This window comes from Marinovum sp. (assembly GCF_034669705.1).
Classification (GTDB): Bacteria; Pseudomonadota; Alphaproteobacteria; order Rhodobacterales; family Rhodobacteraceae; genus Marinovum.
On record NZ_JAXMOR010000048.1, the window covers coordinates 1 to 16,347 of the forward strand.

14 protein-coding genes and 1 pseudogene are annotated in these 16,347 nt (G+C 69.0%); 12 read left to right on the top strand and 3 right to left on the bottom strand.

All coding sequences use genetic code 11. The features are described 5' to 3' along the window. The 7 genes and pseudogenes from VOI27_RS21780 to VOI27_RS21810 form a co-directional block, all read left to right on the top strand. Window positions 1-645, top strand: a 645-nt coding sequence (locus VOI27_RS21780; RefSeq protein ID WP_323768531.1) for an amino acid ABC transporter permease, incomplete at its 5' end; no start/stop codon positions are given. Window positions 646-656: 11 nt separating this feature from the next. Further along, a complete protein-coding gene (locus tag VOI27_RS21785; protein ID WP_323768533.1) occupies window positions 657-1,415 on the top strand; it encodes an amino acid ABC transporter ATP-binding protein in 759 nt (252 codons plus the stop codon). Window position 1,416: 1 nt separating this feature from the next. Further along, window positions 1,417-2,346: an aminotransferase class IV gene (locus VOI27_RS21790; protein ID WP_323768535.1), complete on the top strand. Its 930-nt coding sequence runs from the start codon at window positions 1,417-1,419 to the stop codon at window positions 2,344-2,346. A gap of 2 nt (window positions 2,347-2,348) precedes the next feature. Beyond that, on the top strand, window positions 2,349-3,161 hold the full coding sequence (locus tag VOI27_RS21795; protein WP_323768537.1) for a pyrroline-5-carboxylate reductase: 813 nt from the start codon (window positions 2,349-2,351) through the stop codon (window positions 3,159-3,161). Window positions 3,162-3,295: 134 nt separating this feature from the next. Further along, window positions 3,296-3,553, top strand: a pseudogene (locus VOI27_RS21800) (fumarylacetoacetate hydrolase family protein); the annotation flags it as partial. 134 nt (window positions 3,554-3,687) lie between these two features. Then, complete coding sequence (locus tag VOI27_RS21805; RefSeq protein ID WP_323768539.1) at window positions 3,688-4,431, top strand: sulfite exporter TauE/SafE family protein; 744 nt, start codon at window positions 3,688-3,690, stop codon at window positions 4,429-4,431. Between the two features lie 137 nt (window positions 4,432-4,568). Further along, window positions 4,569-5,435, top strand: a complete 867-nt coding sequence (locus VOI27_RS21810) for a mechanosensitive ion channel family protein (protein ID WP_323768541.1) — start codon at window positions 4,569-4,571, stop codon at window positions 5,433-5,435. An 87-nt stretch (window positions 5,436-5,522) separates the two neighbouring features. Here VOI27_RS21810 and VOI27_RS21815 read toward each other — a convergent pair whose 3' ends face one another. Then, window positions 5,523-6,596, bottom strand: a complete 1,074-nt coding sequence (locus VOI27_RS21815) for a pyridoxal-phosphate dependent enzyme (RefSeq protein WP_323768543.1) — start codon at window positions 6,594-6,596, stop codon at window positions 5,523-5,525. Between the two features lie 101 nt (window positions 6,597-6,697). Here VOI27_RS21815 and VOI27_RS21820 point away from each other — a divergent pair, with 101 nt between their 5' ends. The 4 genes from VOI27_RS21820 (at window position 6,698) to VOI27_RS21835 (ending at window position 10,408) form a co-directional block, all read left to right on the top strand. Beyond that, on the top strand, window positions 6,698-7,162 hold the full coding sequence (locus VOI27_RS21820; RefSeq protein WP_323768545.1) for an Lrp/AsnC family transcriptional regulator: 465 nt from the start codon (window positions 6,698-6,700) through the stop codon (window positions 7,160-7,162). A 153-nt stretch (window positions 7,163-7,315) separates the two neighbouring features. Beyond that, a complete protein-coding gene (locus tag VOI27_RS21825) occupies window positions 7,316-8,467 on the top strand; it encodes an amidohydrolase (RefSeq protein WP_323768547.1) in 1,152 nt (383 codons plus the stop codon). Then, a complete protein-coding gene (locus VOI27_RS21830; RefSeq protein ID WP_323768549.1) occupies window positions 8,464-9,627 on the top strand; it encodes a Xaa-Pro peptidase family protein in 1,164 nt (387 codons plus the stop codon). The genes VOI27_RS21825 and VOI27_RS21830 overlap by 4 nt, the downstream gene beginning before the upstream one ends. A gap of 22 nt (window positions 9,628-9,649) precedes the next feature. Continuing rightward, complete coding sequence (locus tag VOI27_RS21835; protein ID WP_323768551.1) at window positions 9,650-10,408, top strand: Asp/Glu racemase; 759 nt, start codon at window positions 9,650-9,652, stop codon at window positions 10,406-10,408. Between the two features lie 7 nt (window positions 10,409-10,415). Here VOI27_RS21835 and VOI27_RS21840 read toward each other — a convergent pair whose 3' ends face one another. Both VOI27_RS21840 and VOI27_RS21845 read right to left on the bottom strand, forming a co-directional pair. Then, entirely contained in the window at window positions 10,416-12,893 is a 2,478-nt protein-coding gene (locus VOI27_RS21840) for a mechanosensitive ion channel domain-containing protein (RefSeq protein ID WP_323768553.1), read from the bottom strand. A gap of 309 nt (window positions 12,894-13,202) precedes the next feature. Next, the gene (locus tag VOI27_RS21845; protein ID WP_323768555.1) at window positions 13,203-14,438 is read right to left on the bottom strand and encodes a hypothetical protein; all 1,236 of its coding nucleotides are present in this window, start codon (window positions 14,436-14,438) and stop codon (window positions 13,203-13,205) included. A gap of 520 nt (window positions 14,439-14,958) precedes the next feature. Here VOI27_RS21845 and VOI27_RS21850 point away from each other — a divergent pair. Then, on the top strand, window positions 14,959-16,344 hold the full coding sequence (locus tag VOI27_RS21850) for a hypothetical protein (protein ID WP_323768557.1): 1,386 nt from the start codon (window positions 14,959-14,961) through the stop codon (window positions 16,342-16,344). The last annotated feature ends 3 nt before the right edge of the window (window positions 16,345-16,347 follow it).

Here is a 16,347-nt window from a genome sequence, read left to right on the forward strand (position 1 = left end):
ACCGAGCAGAACTGGGGCGGGCTGTCGCTGACCATCTTCATCTTTGCCAGCGTGACGCTGCTGGGGATGCCGCTGGCCGTCGTCTTTGCCCTGCTGCGCCGCTCGCGCCTGCCGTGGATTGCCGGCACCATGGGGGTGATCATCGACACCATCCGCTCGCTGCCGCTGCTGTCGATCATGTTCACCTTTGCCATCGTGCTGCCCTTTGTGCTGCCGGGCTGGATGATCGGCGACAAGCTGCACCGGGTGATCGTGGGCTACGCGCTGTTCTTTGCCTGCTATCAGGCCGAGATCATCCGCGGCGGCATCCAGTCGCTGCCGGGCGGGCAGGAAGAGGCGGCGCAGGCGCTGGGGCTGGGCTACTGGCACCGGATCAGCCGGATCATCCTGCCGCAGGCGTTCCGCAACGCGCTGCCGGCGACGATCAACCAGCTGGTCATCACCTTCAAGGAGACCTCGCTGGTGGTGATCATCGGCTTCTTCGAAATCCTCGCCTCGGGCAATGCCGCCTATGGCAACTCGGAATGGAATTTCGCCCATGTCGAGGTCTACGCCTTCGTCGGGCTGATCTACTTCGTCTTCGTCTTCGCGCTGTCCCGTTACGGCGCCTACCTTGAACGCCGCATGGCCGTGGCCGAACGATAGGAACCCCTCGCATGAACGCCCAGAGCCCCGTCCCGCCGCCCGCGGTCCGCATCCGCAACATGGACAAGTACTATGGCGATTTCCACGCCCTGAAGGGGATCGACCTGGACGTCGCCAAAGGCGAGAAGATCGTCGTCTGCGGCCCGTCGGGGTCCGGCAAGTCGACGCTCATCCGCTGCATCAACCGGCTGGAGGAGCACCAGTCCGGCTCGATCAACGTGCTCGGCACCGAGCTTGACGACAACCTCGACACGATCGACGAGATCCGCCGCGAGACCGGGATGGTGTTCCAGCACTTCAACCTGTTTCCGCACATGACGATCCTCGAGAACTGCATTCTCGCGCCGACCCTGGTGCGCCGGCAGTCGCGCATCGAGGCGGAAGAGGTGGCGATGCACTACCTCGAGCGGGTGAAGATCCCCGAGCAGGCCGACAAGTATCCCGGCCAGCTTTCGGGTGGCCAGCAGCAGCGTGTCGCCATCGCCCGCGCGCTCTGCATGAAGCCCGAGATCATGCTGTTCGACGAACCGACCTCGGCGCTCGACCCCGAGATGATCTCCGAGGTGCTCGACGTGATGGTCGGGCTCGCCGGAGACGGCATGACGATGATCTGCGTCACCCACGAAATGGGCTTTGCCCGACAGGTCGCCGACCGGGTGCTCTTTATGGCCGACGGCGAAATCGTCGAGCAAGCCGCCCCCGAACCGTTTTTCAACTCTCCGCAACATGAACGCACACAGGCCTTTCTCGGCCAGATACTGGGACACTGACATGACCACACTCGACCTCGACAAGAAGACAACCCATGACGCCGAGCACGATCCGCGCAACGACGAGATCCTGATCTATGTCAACGGCGAGCTGAAGCCCAAGGCCGAGGCCGTGGTCTCGGTCTATGACGCGGGCTTCATGCTGGGCGACGGCATGTGGGAAGGGATGCGGCTCTATGACGGCAAGTGGGCCTTCTTCGACGAGCACATGGACCGGCTGTTCAACTCGCTGAAATCGGTCTCGATCGATCTGGGCATCGGCCCGGACGACATCCTCGAGATCCTCGACAAGACGGCCGAGGCCAACGGCATGACCACCGATGCCCATTGCCGCCTGATGATCACCCGCGGGCGCAAGGCCAAGCCGTTCCAGCATCCGGGGCTGAGCCGCTGGGGCGCCACCATCGTCGCGATCATCGAGCATTCCAAGCCGGTCGAGACGCTGCAATCCAAGGGTATCCGCCTGGCCACCGTGCCGCAGGTGCGCGGCCTGCCGATGAGCCAGGATGCCAAGTTCAACTCGCATTCCAAGCTGAACTGCGTGATTGCCTGCATCCAGGCCGAACAGGCCGGCGCCGACGAGGGGCTGATGCTCGATCCGCATGGCTTCGTGAACACCACCAACGCCTGCAACTTCTTCATCGTCCGCCGGGGCGAGGTTTGGACCTCGTCGGGGGACTACTGCATGAAGGGCGTGACCCGGCAGAAGGTGATCGACCTGTGCCGCGACAACGGCATCCCGGTGTTCGAGAAGAACTACTCGCTCTACGAGGCCTACGGCGCCGACGAGGCCTTTCTGACCGGCACCTTCGGCGCCCAGACCCCGGTGGCCGAGATCGACGGCAAGCCGATCGGCTCTGGCGACCGGCCGATCACGCGGCGCATCCGCGCGCTCTACAAGGACCTGATCGCGCAGAACACCGGATCATGAGGATGCAGGCGATCAATGAGCGCGGCCTGGTGATGATCGGCTGCGGCTTCATGGGCAAGGCGCTGCTCGAGGGCTGGGTCGCGGCCGGCGTGTCGCCAGAGGCGGTGACGGTGCGCGATCCGGCGCCGTCCGACTGGCTGCTGGCGCAGCCCGGCCTGCAGGTGAACGCCACGCCGCCGGAGGCACCGGCGGTGCTGGTGATCGCGGTCAAGCCGCAGCTGCTGGACGCGGTGATGCCGTCGCTGGCGTGCTTTGGCGGCGGCGCCACCACCGTCATCACCATCGCGACCGGCGCGCCGGTGCGCTATTACGAGGACCATCTGGGCCCTGAGACGCCGATCGTGCGCACCATGCCGAACCTGCCGGTCTCGGTGGGGCAGGGGGTGACGGCGCTCTACGGCAATACCGCCGCGGCGGGCGACGGACTGGCGCTGGCACAGGCGCTGTTCGACGCGGTCGGCACCTCGGTGACCTTGGCCGAGGAGGAGATGCTGCACCTGGTGACCGGCGTTTCGGGCTCTGGCCCGGCCTATGTGTTTGCCCTGGCCGAGGCGATGGCGGCCTCGGCGACAGAGCTTGGACTGCCGCCCGAGCTGGCCCGCGCGCTGGCCATCGGCACGGTCGCCGGCGCCGGTCACATGCTGGCCGTGCCGGGGGCGGACCCGACCGAGCTGCGCCTGGCGGTGACCTCGAAGGGCGGGACGACAGCCAAGGCGCTCGAACAGCTGCGGCGCGCGCCCGACGGCATCGGCGATCTGGCGCGGCTGGCGATCGACGCGTCGCGCAAGCGCAGCCTGGAGCTGGGGCAGGGGTAGGGCAGGGGGCGCGCGCAGGTGTCTGCCTGCGCGTGCCGCCGCCACTGACCGGCCAACGGGCGCGGGTCGATGTCAGCGCCTGCGCAGGCATCCTTCTGACCAAGCATGGACGTCCGCGACAGTGCGCGGGGCTGCCTGTGGCCGAGGTCGGCCACCCGGCGCAGGGCCGGCTCGAACTGACGGTCAACGGCGAGACCCGTCAGCAGGGCGACCTCACCCAGATGATCTGGAAGGTGCCGGAGATGATCAGCTACCTGTCGGAATATTTCGAGCTCGCCGCCGGCGACGTGATCCTCTCGGGCACCCCGGCCGGGGTCGGCCCGGTGCAGCGCGGCGACGTCATGGAGCTTTCGGTCGAGGGGCTGGGCAGGCTGCGCGTTCCCGTCGTCTGAGCCGCGCCCTGGCCCGGGCTCCGCGGAAGGCGCATTGCGCTCTGTGAAAAGCCGCGCGACAGGGCTGGGCGCTCTGGCGCTTTGCCGCTAAAGCGGTCCGCGCCGATCCCGGCCCGCGCGAGGAGTGCCCGAGTTTGACCACCTTCACCCTGTTTCTGCTGGCGGCGCTGATCGTCGGCGCCTCCAAGGGCGGGCTGGCCTCGGCCGCCGCACTGGCGGTGCCGATCCTGTCGATCTGGATGGATCCGCTCGAGGCCGCCGGCGTGCTGCTGCCGATCTTCCTGATCAGCGACGTGGTGGGCCTGTGGCTCTATCGCCGCGATTTCTCGGCCCGCAACGTGCTGCTGCTGATCCCGGCGGGCCTTGTCGGGGTGATCCTCGCCACTTTCCTCGCGCCCTATATCTCGCGCAGCGTGGCCGAGCTGGCGACCGGTCTGGTGGGGCTGTTCTATTGCGCCCAGGCAGCGGTGCGGCGGCTGCGCGGCCGAACCGAGGCGGCACCGTTCCGGCCGGCCCGCGGGGCGGTCTGGGGGGTGCTCACCGGCATCACCAGCTTCATCTCGCACACCGGCGCGCCGCCGTTCCAGAGCTTTGTTCTGCCGCAGAAACTGCCCAAGCTGCAATATGCCGGCACCAGCACGCTGGTCTTTGCGGCGATCAACCTGTTCAAGCTGCCGGCCTATTCCGCCGTCGGCCTGTTCGGGTCGCTGCATCTGCCGACGCTCCTGGCGATGGCCGCCGTCGCCGCGGGGGGCGCGGTGCTGGGTCGGCGGCTGGCGCAATGGTTGCCCGAGGCGGTGTTCATGCTGGTGATCCAGGGGCTGCTCCTCGTGGTCTCGGTCTATCTGGTGGCCAAGGCGCTCGGCGTGATGCTCTGAGGGCAGGGGCCGCGGCGCCGGCGTGCGTTGCCCGTCCCCGGACAGGCTGCGGCGGGCGGGGCAGGGGGCCGCCGGGCTTGCTGTTTGCGCCGGGTGCCCTAGCTCCTTTGCTCGAGCACAGCCGCGAAGGACAGCCGTTGGAACCCGTCAAGATCCTGATCGCCCAGCTGCGTGACATGGCGCGCAACACCATCGAACACCTGCCGCAGATCGCGGTGGCGCTGGTGGTCGTGGTGCTCACCGCCGGGCTGAGCAAGCTTGCCACCTACCTGATGCAGAAGGCTATGGCCCGGACCCGGCTGCGGCCGAGCCTGAAGGAGCTCTTTACCCTGCTGGTCTCGATCGCGGTCTGGATCACCGGGCTGATGGTCGCTGCCGTCATCGTCTTTCCCGGGCTGACCCCGGCCAGCATCCTCGCCGGTCTCGGCATCGGCTCGGTGGCGATCGGCTTTGCCTTCAAGGATGTGTTCGAGAACTTTCTCGCCGGCATCCTGATCCTGTTCCGCCCGGAGATGCGGATCGGCGATTACATCGAATGCGAGGGGATCGAGGGACAGGTCGATCATATCGCGATCCGCGAAAGCCACATCCGCCAGACCGACGGCCAGCTGGTGATCGTGCCGAACGCGATCCTGTTCAAGAACCCGGTGACGGTGCGCACCGACCTTGGCGACCGGCGGGTGACGGTGATCTGCGGCGTGGCCTATGACGTCGATGTCGACGAGGCGCGCGGGGTGATCACCGATGCGGTCGGTGGCTGCGACAGCGTGATCACCGATGACCGGCCGGTGCAGGTCTTTGCCCAGGAGTTCGCCGACAGCGCGATCAACTTCGAGGTGACCTGGTGGACCGGCTCGAAACCGGTCGAGGTACGCCGCTCACGCGACGAGGTGGTCGCCGCGGTCAAACGCGCGCTCGATGACGCCGGGCTGGAGATCCCCTTCCCCTATCGCACGCTCACCTTCAAGGAACCGCTGCCGCTGCGGCAGGACACCAGCGAGTGAGCGGCGTTATAACATAACCTGGATTGCGCGTCCGGTCCGGCGCGGACGCCCGCAGCGCTTTTGCTGCCACCTTCTGCCGGGGCGCGCTTACGACCTGCCTTCCGAGACGATGACGAGAGGCCGGTCGGCGCCACTGCCGCGTCTCTCGCCATGCGCTTTGCACAGCGCCGCATAGCCCGCCGCGCCTGACGGGGTGGTTTCGAGGCCTTGGGTGGCGAGGGCCTCTGTGGCGGCCTGAGCCTCCGCCTCTGACAGCGTCTCGTAGCGCACATCGCAGCGTTCGAGCACCGACCAGGCGACGATCGACGGCGCCTTGCAGTCGAGCCGGCCCATGCGGCTCTCGGGCCCCTCGCCGCGGGTCGGGCGCCCTGCAAGGTGGCTGGCGCGCAGGCAGGCTGCGGCCTCCGGCTCGACCACGATCAGAGCGGGTTGTTCGGCCCAGGTCTCACGGATCATATGCGCCATCGCGGCCGCCAGCCCCCCGACCCCGGCCTGAAGGTAGACGTGGCTGGGCCAGCCGCCCTTGGCCTCGAAACCGCTGCGCAGCTCTTCGGCGATGACGCAATAGCCCTCCATCACCCATTTCGGGATCTCGGTATAGCCCTCCCAGGTGCCATCGGCCAGCAGGGTGGCACCGCTGCGCGCGGCGTCTTCGATGGCGGCGGCAACGCTGTCGTCATAGGTCTCGCCAGAGCGCACCACCTCGGCGCCGAGCGCGCCGAGCCGCTCGGCAAAATCCGCCGGGACGCTGGCGGCCAGATGGATGCGCGCCCGCGCGCCCCGGTCGCGCGCGCCGGCAGCGACGCCCATGCCGTGGTTGCCGGCACTGGCACAGACAAAGCACTGCGTCGCGGCAAACGCCCGGAATGCCGGGTCATCCATGCAGTCCAGCGGCCGCGTCTCGCCGGTCTTCGCCCGCCAGCCCTCGGCCAGGATGCGGGCCACCGCATAGGGCGCGCCAAGCGCCTTGAACGCGCCGAGGCCCATGCGCTGCGTCTCGTCCTTGGCCAGCACGGTCTGCCCGCCGGGGCCCATGATCCGGTGCAGCGGCGACGGCCGGTAGCGGTCCTGCGCGCGAAAGAACGCCAGCGCGCGGGCGACGTCGGGGGTAAAGCCAAGCGGATCGGCCAAGGGCCTGACGTGCGGAGTGTCTGCGGTCATGGCCAAGTGTCTAGCCCAGACCGGTGGCTTGCAATTCTCATTTCCGACCGTAACCTCGATGAAATCTTTCACATTCTTCGCAGAGCGCGCAGGTATTTGTCATGGGTACGGAACTCGACGCCGCCGACCTGGCCATTCTCAGGGTCCTGCAGGAGGACTGCCGAACCGGTCTCGACCGGTTGTCGCAGGCCTGCGGGCTCTCGGTGCCGTCGGTGCAGCGGCGGGTGAAACGGCTGCGCGACAGCAAGCTGATCGCCAAGGAGGTCGCGGTCCTCGATCCGGCGCGGTTTGCCTACAAGATGACCTTTATCGTCATGGTCGAGCTTGACCGCGAGTCGCTGCAGCAGCTCGACCTGTTCCGCAAACGCGCCAAGGCCGAACCGCAGGTGCAGCAGTGCTATTACGTGACCGGCGAGGCGGATTTCATCCTGATCTGCACCGCACGCGACATGGAGGATTTCGAGGCCCTGACCCACCGGCTGTTCTTCGAGAACTCCAACGTTCGGCGGTTCCGCACCTCGGTGACCATGGACCGCGCCAAGGTCGGGCTGGGCCTGCCGATCTGAGCCGGGCCCGGGTCCGCCTGCCGGAAATGCCGTGCAGCGCGGGGGGCTGGCGAGAAAATTTTTCTCGTCCCGCCGCAAACTCGATGCCTTTCGCGCGCGGCGCGCGTGTATCACGGGGACATGAAGGGCAGGGTCAGGAGGGCCGAGGCGCGCATGAAGGACTTCGAGACACGCCTGACAGAAACCCGGCACGATCTGCACCGGCACCCCGAGCTGGGGTTTCACGAGGTCCGGACCCGGGCGCTGGTCGCCGCCCGCCTGCGGGAGCTTGGCCTCGAGGTGCACGAGGGCGTGGGCGTCGTCGGCGTGCTGCGCGCCGGTCGGGGCGGGCGCAGCATCGGGCTGCGCGCCGACATGGATGCGCTGCCGATCACCGAGACCGCGGCGCATGACCATGTCTCGAGCCACCCCGGCGTCATGCATGCCTGCGGCCATGACGGGCATACCACCATGCTGCTGGGCGCGGCCGAGCGGCTGGCCCGGCACCCAGACTTTGACGGCACCGTGGTGTTCCTGTTCCAGCCCAACGAGGAGCACGGTCTGGGCGCACGGGCGATGATCGACGAGGGCGTTCTGGCGCGCTTTGGCCTCGACGAGGTCTATGCCATCCACAACCTGCCCGGCGCGCCGCTGGGCCAGGTCTCGAGCCGCGCCGGGATCATCTGCACCAGCGAGACCCTGTTCGAGATCGCGGTCACGGGCCGCGGCGGTCATGCCTCGATGCCACAGGTCGGGCTCGACGCGCTGACCCTCGGCGCCGAGATCGTGCTGGCGCTGCAGACCATCGTCGCGCGCAAGCTGGCGCCGGGCGCGGGGGCGGTGGTGTCGGTCACCGAGTTCCTGACCGATGGCCAGCGCAACGTGTTGCCCGGCACCGTCACGCTCAAGGGCGATTTCCGCGCCCGCACGCCCGAGGACCGCGCCGCCATCGCGCGCTTCATGCGCCGGCTGGCCCAGGGCGTGGCGGCGGCGCATGGCGGCGCGGCCGAGGTCCGCCTCGACACGCAGTTCATCGAGACCGTCAATGCCGCCGGGCCGGTCGAGGCCGTCTACCGCGCCGCCGAGGCCTCCGGCTGCCCCCTGGTCCGCGACTGCGCCCCGATGAGCTTTTCCGAGGATTTCGCCCAGTTCTCGGCCGCTGTGCCGGGCTGTTTCCTGCTGCTCGGCAATGGCGAGAGCGGCCCGCACGGCCAGCCGCTGCACGCCTCGGACTATGATTTCAACGACGCCCTGCTGGCGATCGGCGCGGACCTCTGGGTCCGGCTGGTGACCGACCGCCTGCCGCGGACGGCGGATCGGCCATGACCGCGCCCGACCGGGGCTTTCCCACGGCGGAATATGCCGGCCGCACCGCCCGCGCGCAGGCGGCGATGGCCCGGGCCGGGATGGCGGGGCTGCTGCTCACCACCGAGCCGGAGGTGCGGTATTTCAGCGGCTTTCACACGCTGTTCTGGCAAAGCCCGACGCGGCCCTGGTTCCTGTTCCTGCCGGCCAGCGGCAGGCCGGTCGCGGTAATCCCCGAGATCGGTGCCGCGCTGATGCGGCGGACCTGGATCGAGGACATCCGCAGCTGGAGCGCGCCGGCGCCCGGCGATGACGGCATCAGCCTGCTGACCGAGCTGCTGTCGCCGCTGGCAGAGCGGCGCGAGACCCTCGGGGTGATGAAAGGCCCCGAGACCCACCTGCGGATGCCGCTTGGCGATTACGAGCGGCTGGTCTCGGGGCTGGGCGGGCTGCGGATCGCCGATGCGACGGGTCTGGTGCGCGGGCTGCGGATGGTGAAATCCGAGGCCGAGATCGCCAAGATCGCCCATGTCTGCGCCATCGGCTCGCGGGTGTTCGCGCGGGTGCCAGAGATCGCCCGCGAGGGCCAGCCGCTCGACGCGCTGTTCCGCGCGGTCCGCCGCGAAGCGCTGGCGCAGGGAGCCGATGACATGCCCTACCTCGTCGGCGGCGCCGAGGCCGGCGGCTACCGCGACGTGATCTCGCCGCCCTCGGACCGGGCGCTGGCGCGCGGCGACGTCCTGATGCTCGATTTCGGGGCCTGCCGGGATGGCTACTTCTGCGATTTCGACCGCAACTTCGCCATCGGCGAAGCGGATGACGCCGCGCGACGGGCCTATGACGTGCTCTGGCGGGCCACCGAGGCCGGCCGCGCCGCCGCCCGCCCCGGCACCCCCTGCCGCGAGCTGTTTCGCGTGATGCAGGCCGTGATCGGCGCGCCCGACGACCACGGCGGCGCGGTCGGCCGGCTGGGCCACGGGCTGGGACTGCAGCTGACCGAATGGCCCTCTCTCGCCGCCTGGGAGGAGACCGAGATCACCGAGAACATGGTGCTGACGCTCGAGCCGTCGCTCGCCTACGGCGCGGGCCGCGTCATGGTCCACGAGGAAAACATCGTGGTGCGCACGGGCGGTGCCGACCTCCTGACCGACCGCGCCGCGCCAGACCTTCCCGTCATCTGACCCCGTCATCCGAGGACCTGCCATGAAGCTCGATTTTCAGACCGACCGGGGCATCGGCACGCGGGCCAACCTCGGGGTGATCGTGCTTGAAACCGACGAGACGCTCGAGCCGGAATTCGCCCGCATCATGGATCGCGCCGGGGTCGCGCTCTATCACAGCCGGATTGCTATGGCGCCCGAGATCCGGCCCGAGACGTTGATGCTGATGGAGCAGGACCTGCCGGCCGCGGCGCGGCTGCTGCCGCCCTCGCTGCAGTTCGACGCCATCGGCTTTGGCTGCACCTCGGCCTCGACGGTGATCGGCTCCGACAGGGTGGCCGCGGCGGTGCGCGTGGCCTGCCCCGGCGCCAGGGTCACCGACCCGCTGGCCGCCATCCTCGCCGCCTGCACGCATCTCGGCATCGGGCGGCTGGGCTTCGTCACGCCCTATATCCCCGAGGTCTCGGCCAGAATGCGGCACAAGATCGAGGCGGCCGGGTTCGCGATCGCCGGCTTCGGGTCGTTCGAGGAAGGCAATGACCGCGTCGTGGCGCGGATCACGCCGGCGTCGATCCTGCAGGCGGTGGGCGATGTGGCGGCGCAGGCCCCCTGCGACGCGGTCTTTGTCGCCTGCACCAACCTGCGCTGTCTCGACATCATCGCGCAGGCCGAGGCGCGGATCGGCGTGCCGGTGATCTCGAGCAACACCGCGCTGGCCTGGCACATGCTGCGGCTGGCCGGGGTCGCCGATACCCCGGACGGGCTGGGGCGGTTGTTTGCCGCCGCCCCCCGGGCGGGCTGAGCCGCCCTCAGGTCTCGGGCAGGGCCGGGCCGGTTTCTCCGGCGGGCTGCGGGTCGGCCTGGCGCAACCGCAGCGCCTGGGTGCGGCCGTCCTTGGCCTCGCCGAAATAGACCGTCTGATGCGGAAAGGGGATCTCGATGCCGCGGGCGTCGAACACCCGCTTGAGGATCGCGTTATAGGCCCGGCCGACCCCCCACTGGCTGCCAGGGATCGTCTTGATCCGCGCCCGCACCACGACCGCGCTGTCGCCAAAGCTGTTGAGGCCGAACCACTCCATGTCGCCGATGATCTTGGCGGCCTGCTCGGGGTCACGGCGCAGCTCTTCGAAGGCATCGAACATCGCCTGCTTGGCCTCGTCCACATCCTCGCGATAGGCAATCCCCATGTCGCAGACGAAATGCGAGAAATCGCGCATGTAGTTCGACACCATGTCGACGCTGGAAAACGGGATGATGTGAAAGGTGCCCTGCAGGTCGCGCAGGCTGACCGAGCGCACGGTAAGCTTTTCCACCGTGCCGGTGGTGCCGCCGACGGTGACCACGTCGCCCACGTTCATCGCGTTCTCGAACTGGATGAAGACGCCGGTGATGATGTCCTGCACCATCTTCTGCGCGCCAAAGCCGATGGCCAGACCCAGCACCCCGGCCGAGGCCAGCAGCGGGCCGATATCAAGCCCGATCTCGGCCAGCGCGAACATCAGCGTAAAGATCAGCAGCGCGATGGTGAAGGCATTGCGCATCAGCGACAGCAGCGTCGTCTCGCGGGCGCTCGGCACCTTGCCGACCTCGGGGTTGAGGCGGAAGTCGATCCAGCTGTTGACCGCCAGCCAGATCAGCCCCGCCACCAGCAGGATCAGCGCCACCGAGACCACCCGCCCCGAAACCTCGAGCCCGATCGGCGAGGCGAACCAGCCGCCAAGCGCCAGCAGGCCGATCACGTCGAGCATGTAGAGCACCACCGCCAGCGCCACCAGCAGCCGCAGGGCGATCAGCAGCTTGGGCACGAAGGCGTTGAGCCGCGGTTCGAGCAGCGGCAGCTTGCGCCGCATTTCCTCGGGCAGAACCACCCCGTGGCGCAGCGCCCGGCCGATGGCGCCGACGATCAGCGAGCCGAGCAGGGCCACCGCCAGCACCTTGCCCGAGGCGATCAGGTACTGCGCCACCACCTCGGCCGGACGCGAAATCACCACCACCACCATGAAGCCGAGATAGGCCAGCGCAAACCAGTGCCAGGTGCGCGTCAGCGTGCCCAGCATGCCGCCCAGCTGCCGCCGCGGCGGCGCAGCGGTCGGCCCTGCAGCAGCGGCGGGCCGCGCGGGCGGCGCGACCGCGGGATCGGCCGCCAGATCGACCGCCGGATCGCCGGCCGGGCTGCTGCCGGCCATCGCCAGGCTCGGCACCGGGGTCGTGGCGACAGGGGTGTTTTCGGCCAGACCCTCCCCGGTGGGCGCGTCGATCTCTTCGGCCACATGGTGTGACATCAGCCGACGCGCGATCCAGTTGGCCACGTTCTCGCGGTGCCGCAGCACCAGCACCACCAGATAGATCAGCACGAAGGCCGACAGCAGCGCCGAGACCCCGAGGCCGGCGAAATGCGAGATGTTGCGGTTGACCAGCGGCACCACCAGCAGCTGGCCATAGCCCAGGGTGCTGACCACGACGTTGACATGCCGGTTCAGCCGCACCGCCGCTTCGTTGGTCAGCGCGATCAGCCGCAGCCCGCCGGTCGAGGGCGAGACGATGGCCCGGATCGCGACCTTGGCCAGCTCGACGATCAGGAAGGCATTGAGATAGAGCGCCTGGCGAAAGCCGATCTGGCCGGCATCGCCCAGCACCATCAGCGAAATCGCATAGCCCAGCGCCCAGGCCACCACCACCACCGCCGCGTCCAGCAGGGTGGAGGCGATGAAGATGAACAGGGTGCGCAGGAAGTTGGCCCGTTCGGCGCGCTCGCCCATGCGCCGATAGACCGGCTTGAACAGCGCCCGCAACACCAGCCAGACCGCGACGGTGATGACGATCACCAGCAGCAGGCTCTGAAAGGTCTCCCAGAGCACCGGCAGGTCAAGACCGCTGAGCCCGCCCAGCAGGGTGCCGCCGCCGGACAGGCTGGCAAGGACCTGCTGCCCCTGCTCGGCCAGCCCCTCGGCGATCCGCTGGGTCAGCTGCGCGACGCGCGCCCCGATCGAGGGCCGGCGCTCGACCTCCTGCACCTCTTCGGCCGCCGCTTCGAGCCCGTCGAGCGGGTCGCCCGCGGTCTCGCCCACGCGCTCGAGCTCGGCGATCAGGGCGGCGCGGGCCTCCTCGTCGCGCAGCACCTCGAGCAGCGCGGCCAGCGGATCGGCCCCCTGCCCCTCTGCCTCGGCCCCCTCTGCCTCGGCCGGTGCGCTCTGTTGCGCCGAAACCGCCTGTGGCAGGGCCGCGCCAAGGAACAGGCCGACCGCGAGGGTCAGGGCAACGAGGGCGCGGAAAAGGCGGGGGAGCATGCAAGCGGTCCTTGTGTCGTTCGGTCAAGCGCCCGTGCCCCGGCCGTCTGGAACGGCCGGGGCACGGGCTGGTGTCGGGGTGAAGGATAGGCGGGTTGCGGGATTTGGAAAGCTTTTCAGCAGGATTCTGTCCCGCAGGCGATCCGGGACGCCGCCACGTCACACCCTTCACTGGCGGAAACGGGACGACGGTCAGCCCGTCCGGGCGATGGTTTCCGCGCCAAGGCGCACTCTGTTTGAGACCCCGGGCGACCCGGCATCGGCGGTGCCGGGCAGATCCTGCGTCAGGGTCTGCCCGGCGCGCTCCAGCTACGGGATCAGGTCAAGCCGCAGGGCGCAGAGATAGCCTTCGTGCTCCTGAAGCCTCAGGCCGCCGTCGTCGGTCTTGGCGATGTCGATGGGGCACCGCGGGTTCAGCATCAGCTCGCCGCGGCCCTCGACCTGGCCACCGATCATCGGCCGCGCCGGCGGGTCGGCAAACTTGACGGTCAGGGTCGAGGTGGCGCGATAGGCGAAGTTCGGGCCGCCAAAACGGCCGTTGAGACGCGAGGTGTGAAACAGCTTCATGCGAAAGCCGCGGTCGCCGATCTCGAGGATCTCGGCCTCGGCATGCGGCCGCCGCTCGGCGCCAAAGAGCGCCTCGGCCTCGACCTTGCCGACCGACAGAAGGGCGAGCATCTCTGCCTGGCGGTCCCGTTCGGCGGTCACCTCCTGCGGGATCTCGCCGGCGGGATAGAACGCAATGTCGCAGTGGCGGTGGCTGAACACCGGTCCGTCCGTACCCGGCGCGACGGTGAATCCCCAGTCGGCGCCGCTGACCCAGAAGCTGTCCTCCTGCCGGGTCTGCTCCACCTTGAGATCGATCTCGGCCCAGGGCTGGTCGACCAGCGCCACCTTGCGGGTGACAAGCCGGCCGGTGCCGGCCACCGCATCGATCCTGAGCGAGGCGACCTCATGCTGTTGTCGTCCGCAGACCACCCGCCCCTCGAAGTCGCCAGAGACCGCCTGCTGCAGCGCGAGCCGCTGGCGCGCCGCCGCCGCACGCTGTTCCGCCAGCAGGGCGAGATGCGCGCTATGGGCGTCCGAGCCTTTCAGCAGGGCCGTGCGCGGCATCTGGGCCCGCGGGCGACCGAGGTTCTGAAACACCCGGTTGTCGTCCCAGAACACGCGCCCCTCCCAGCCCTCGCCGATCGCCCGGGCCTTGACCAGCGCGAAGGCCACGACCGAGGTGCCGGCGGCGGTGCGGGTTTCGATCAGCGGCGTGCCGTCCGGGAGCTGGTTGGCATAGCCATAGAGCGGCTCGGTGGTCGAGACGGTGACCCGCACCCGGCTCTCGGAAAACTCGATGAGTTCCTGCCGGATGTCCTGGCTGCCGATCTCGATTTCCTCGATCGCCAGGACCTTGGACAATTCACTTCGGACATAGCTTTCGACTTCCGATTGCGAGGGGTGATCCTTGCCAAAGAACCAGGCCTGGGCCGGAGAGGCGAGCCATAGCACCAGAAAGGACAGGCGAAACAGGTCGCCGAAACGTAAAGACTTCATATTCTGATTCCGGATTACAGTATGTGTGAGATGCGGCGGCGCGCGGGCCGCCGCGTCGCGTGCAGGGCGTGCGCCTGTGCCGCCAAGGTTCATTCCCCGACAACGGCTTACCGGCAGAGCCCGGATGTGGTGCCGGCTGCCGCGCCCCTCTGGTGCGGGGCGCGGAGGCGCGGCGGTCGACGTGAGAGGGGGTCAGGCAAGAGGCCTGCGGATGAAAATCTGCGGTCAGTCTTATTCTTTTGTTATTTTCGCAACCTTCTAAAACCATTGATCGTGCCTAAGTAGAATTAGGCCAATTTACCGCCATCCGGAAGCGGTGTTTTCGGTACATTTTCGGGGCAGAACAAAGGCACCGGGCCCGCGGTTTTCAGCGACCCCGCAGCGGCCCCTGCCCCGCCAATCCCGGCCCGCCCTGTCAAACCCGCAGAGGCCCGGCGCGGCGAAACCCGGCCGCCCGCTCTGGACCTTGCGCGCCGCGCTCCGTAACACTCGGACGAGGCAACACAGGCCCGGAGCCCGCATGACCCCCCCTTCCCCCCTCGACCGTGCCGCCGCCCTGTTGCTGGTGCTGCTGGTGGCGCTGACCACGCTGGTCGAATGGCAGGTGCCGGCGGCGGTCCTGCCGCGGGCGCTGGTGGCCGCGGCGGTGGTGCTGCTGCTGGCGCCGCGGGTCCGCGCCTCGCGGTTTGCCTTCGTCGCGGTGGGTGCCGGGCTGACGCTCTGGACCCTCGCCGTCACCCCCGACTGGCAGCCGGTGCTGGCGCGCGGCCTGGCCTCGGCGGGCTTCATCGGCGCCTTCTTCTGCGCGCTGGCCACCCTGCGCTCGATCGCCCAGAGCTCGCCCGCGATCGCCGCTGCCGGCCGCTACCTCGCCTCGCAGCCGCCCGGACGGCGCTACCTTGCGCTGAGCCTTGGCGGCCACATGTTCTCGCTGCTGCTGAGCTATGGCGCCATCGCGCTGCTCGGGGGGCTGGCGACCACGGCGGCGGCGCTTGACAGCGACCCGGTGGTCAGGGGCCACCGCCGCCGGCGGATGCTGCTGGCGATTCAGCGCGGCTTCATCTCGACCCTGCCCTGGTCGCCGCTGAGCTTTGCCATGGCGATCACCACCGTGCTGATCCCCGGTGCCAGCTGGCGCGACGCGGTGCTGCCGGGGCTGGTCTCGGCGCTGATCCTCGCCGGTCTCGGCTGGGCGCTCGACACGCTGTTCAAACCGCGGCTTGCCGTCCGCCCGCCGCCCCGCCCGGTCGAAGGAACCTTCGCCAGCCAGACGCCGCTCTTTGGCCTGCTGGCGCTGCTGGCGGTCTCGGTCGGCGGGCTGCACCTGCTGACCGGGGTGCGCATCGTCGGCGTGGTGATGCTGGTGGTGCCGCTGATCTCGCTCGGCTGGGCGCTGCTGCAGCACCGCGGCGCCATCGGCCCGCCGCTGCGGCAATTCCTGTTCACCGACCTGCCCGGCTATCGCGGCGAGATCGTGCTGCTGATGATGGCGGGCTATATCGGCACGCTGGGCGCACCGCTGCTGGTGCCGATCCTGCAGCGCATGGGGCTCGACCTCGGGGTGATGCCGCCCTGGCTGCTGCTGGTGGCGCTGGTCTGGCTGGTGCCGGTGCTGGGCCAGCTGGGGATGAACCCGATCCTCGGGGTGACGCTGATCGCGCCGCTGATCCCGGCGGCCGAGAGCCTCGGGGTCAGCCCCGCCGCCGTGGTCACCGCGATCTGCGCCGGCTGGGCGATCAGCGGCATCTGCTCGCCCTTCACCGCCACCACCATCCTCACCGGCAGTTTCGGCGGCGTCAGCCCGCTGCACGTGGGCCTGCGCTGGAACGGGCTGTTCGTGCTGCTGCTGGGGGTGGTGCTCAGCCTCTGGGCGCTGCTCTATGCCTTCGTGCTGGCGCCGGTCTGACGC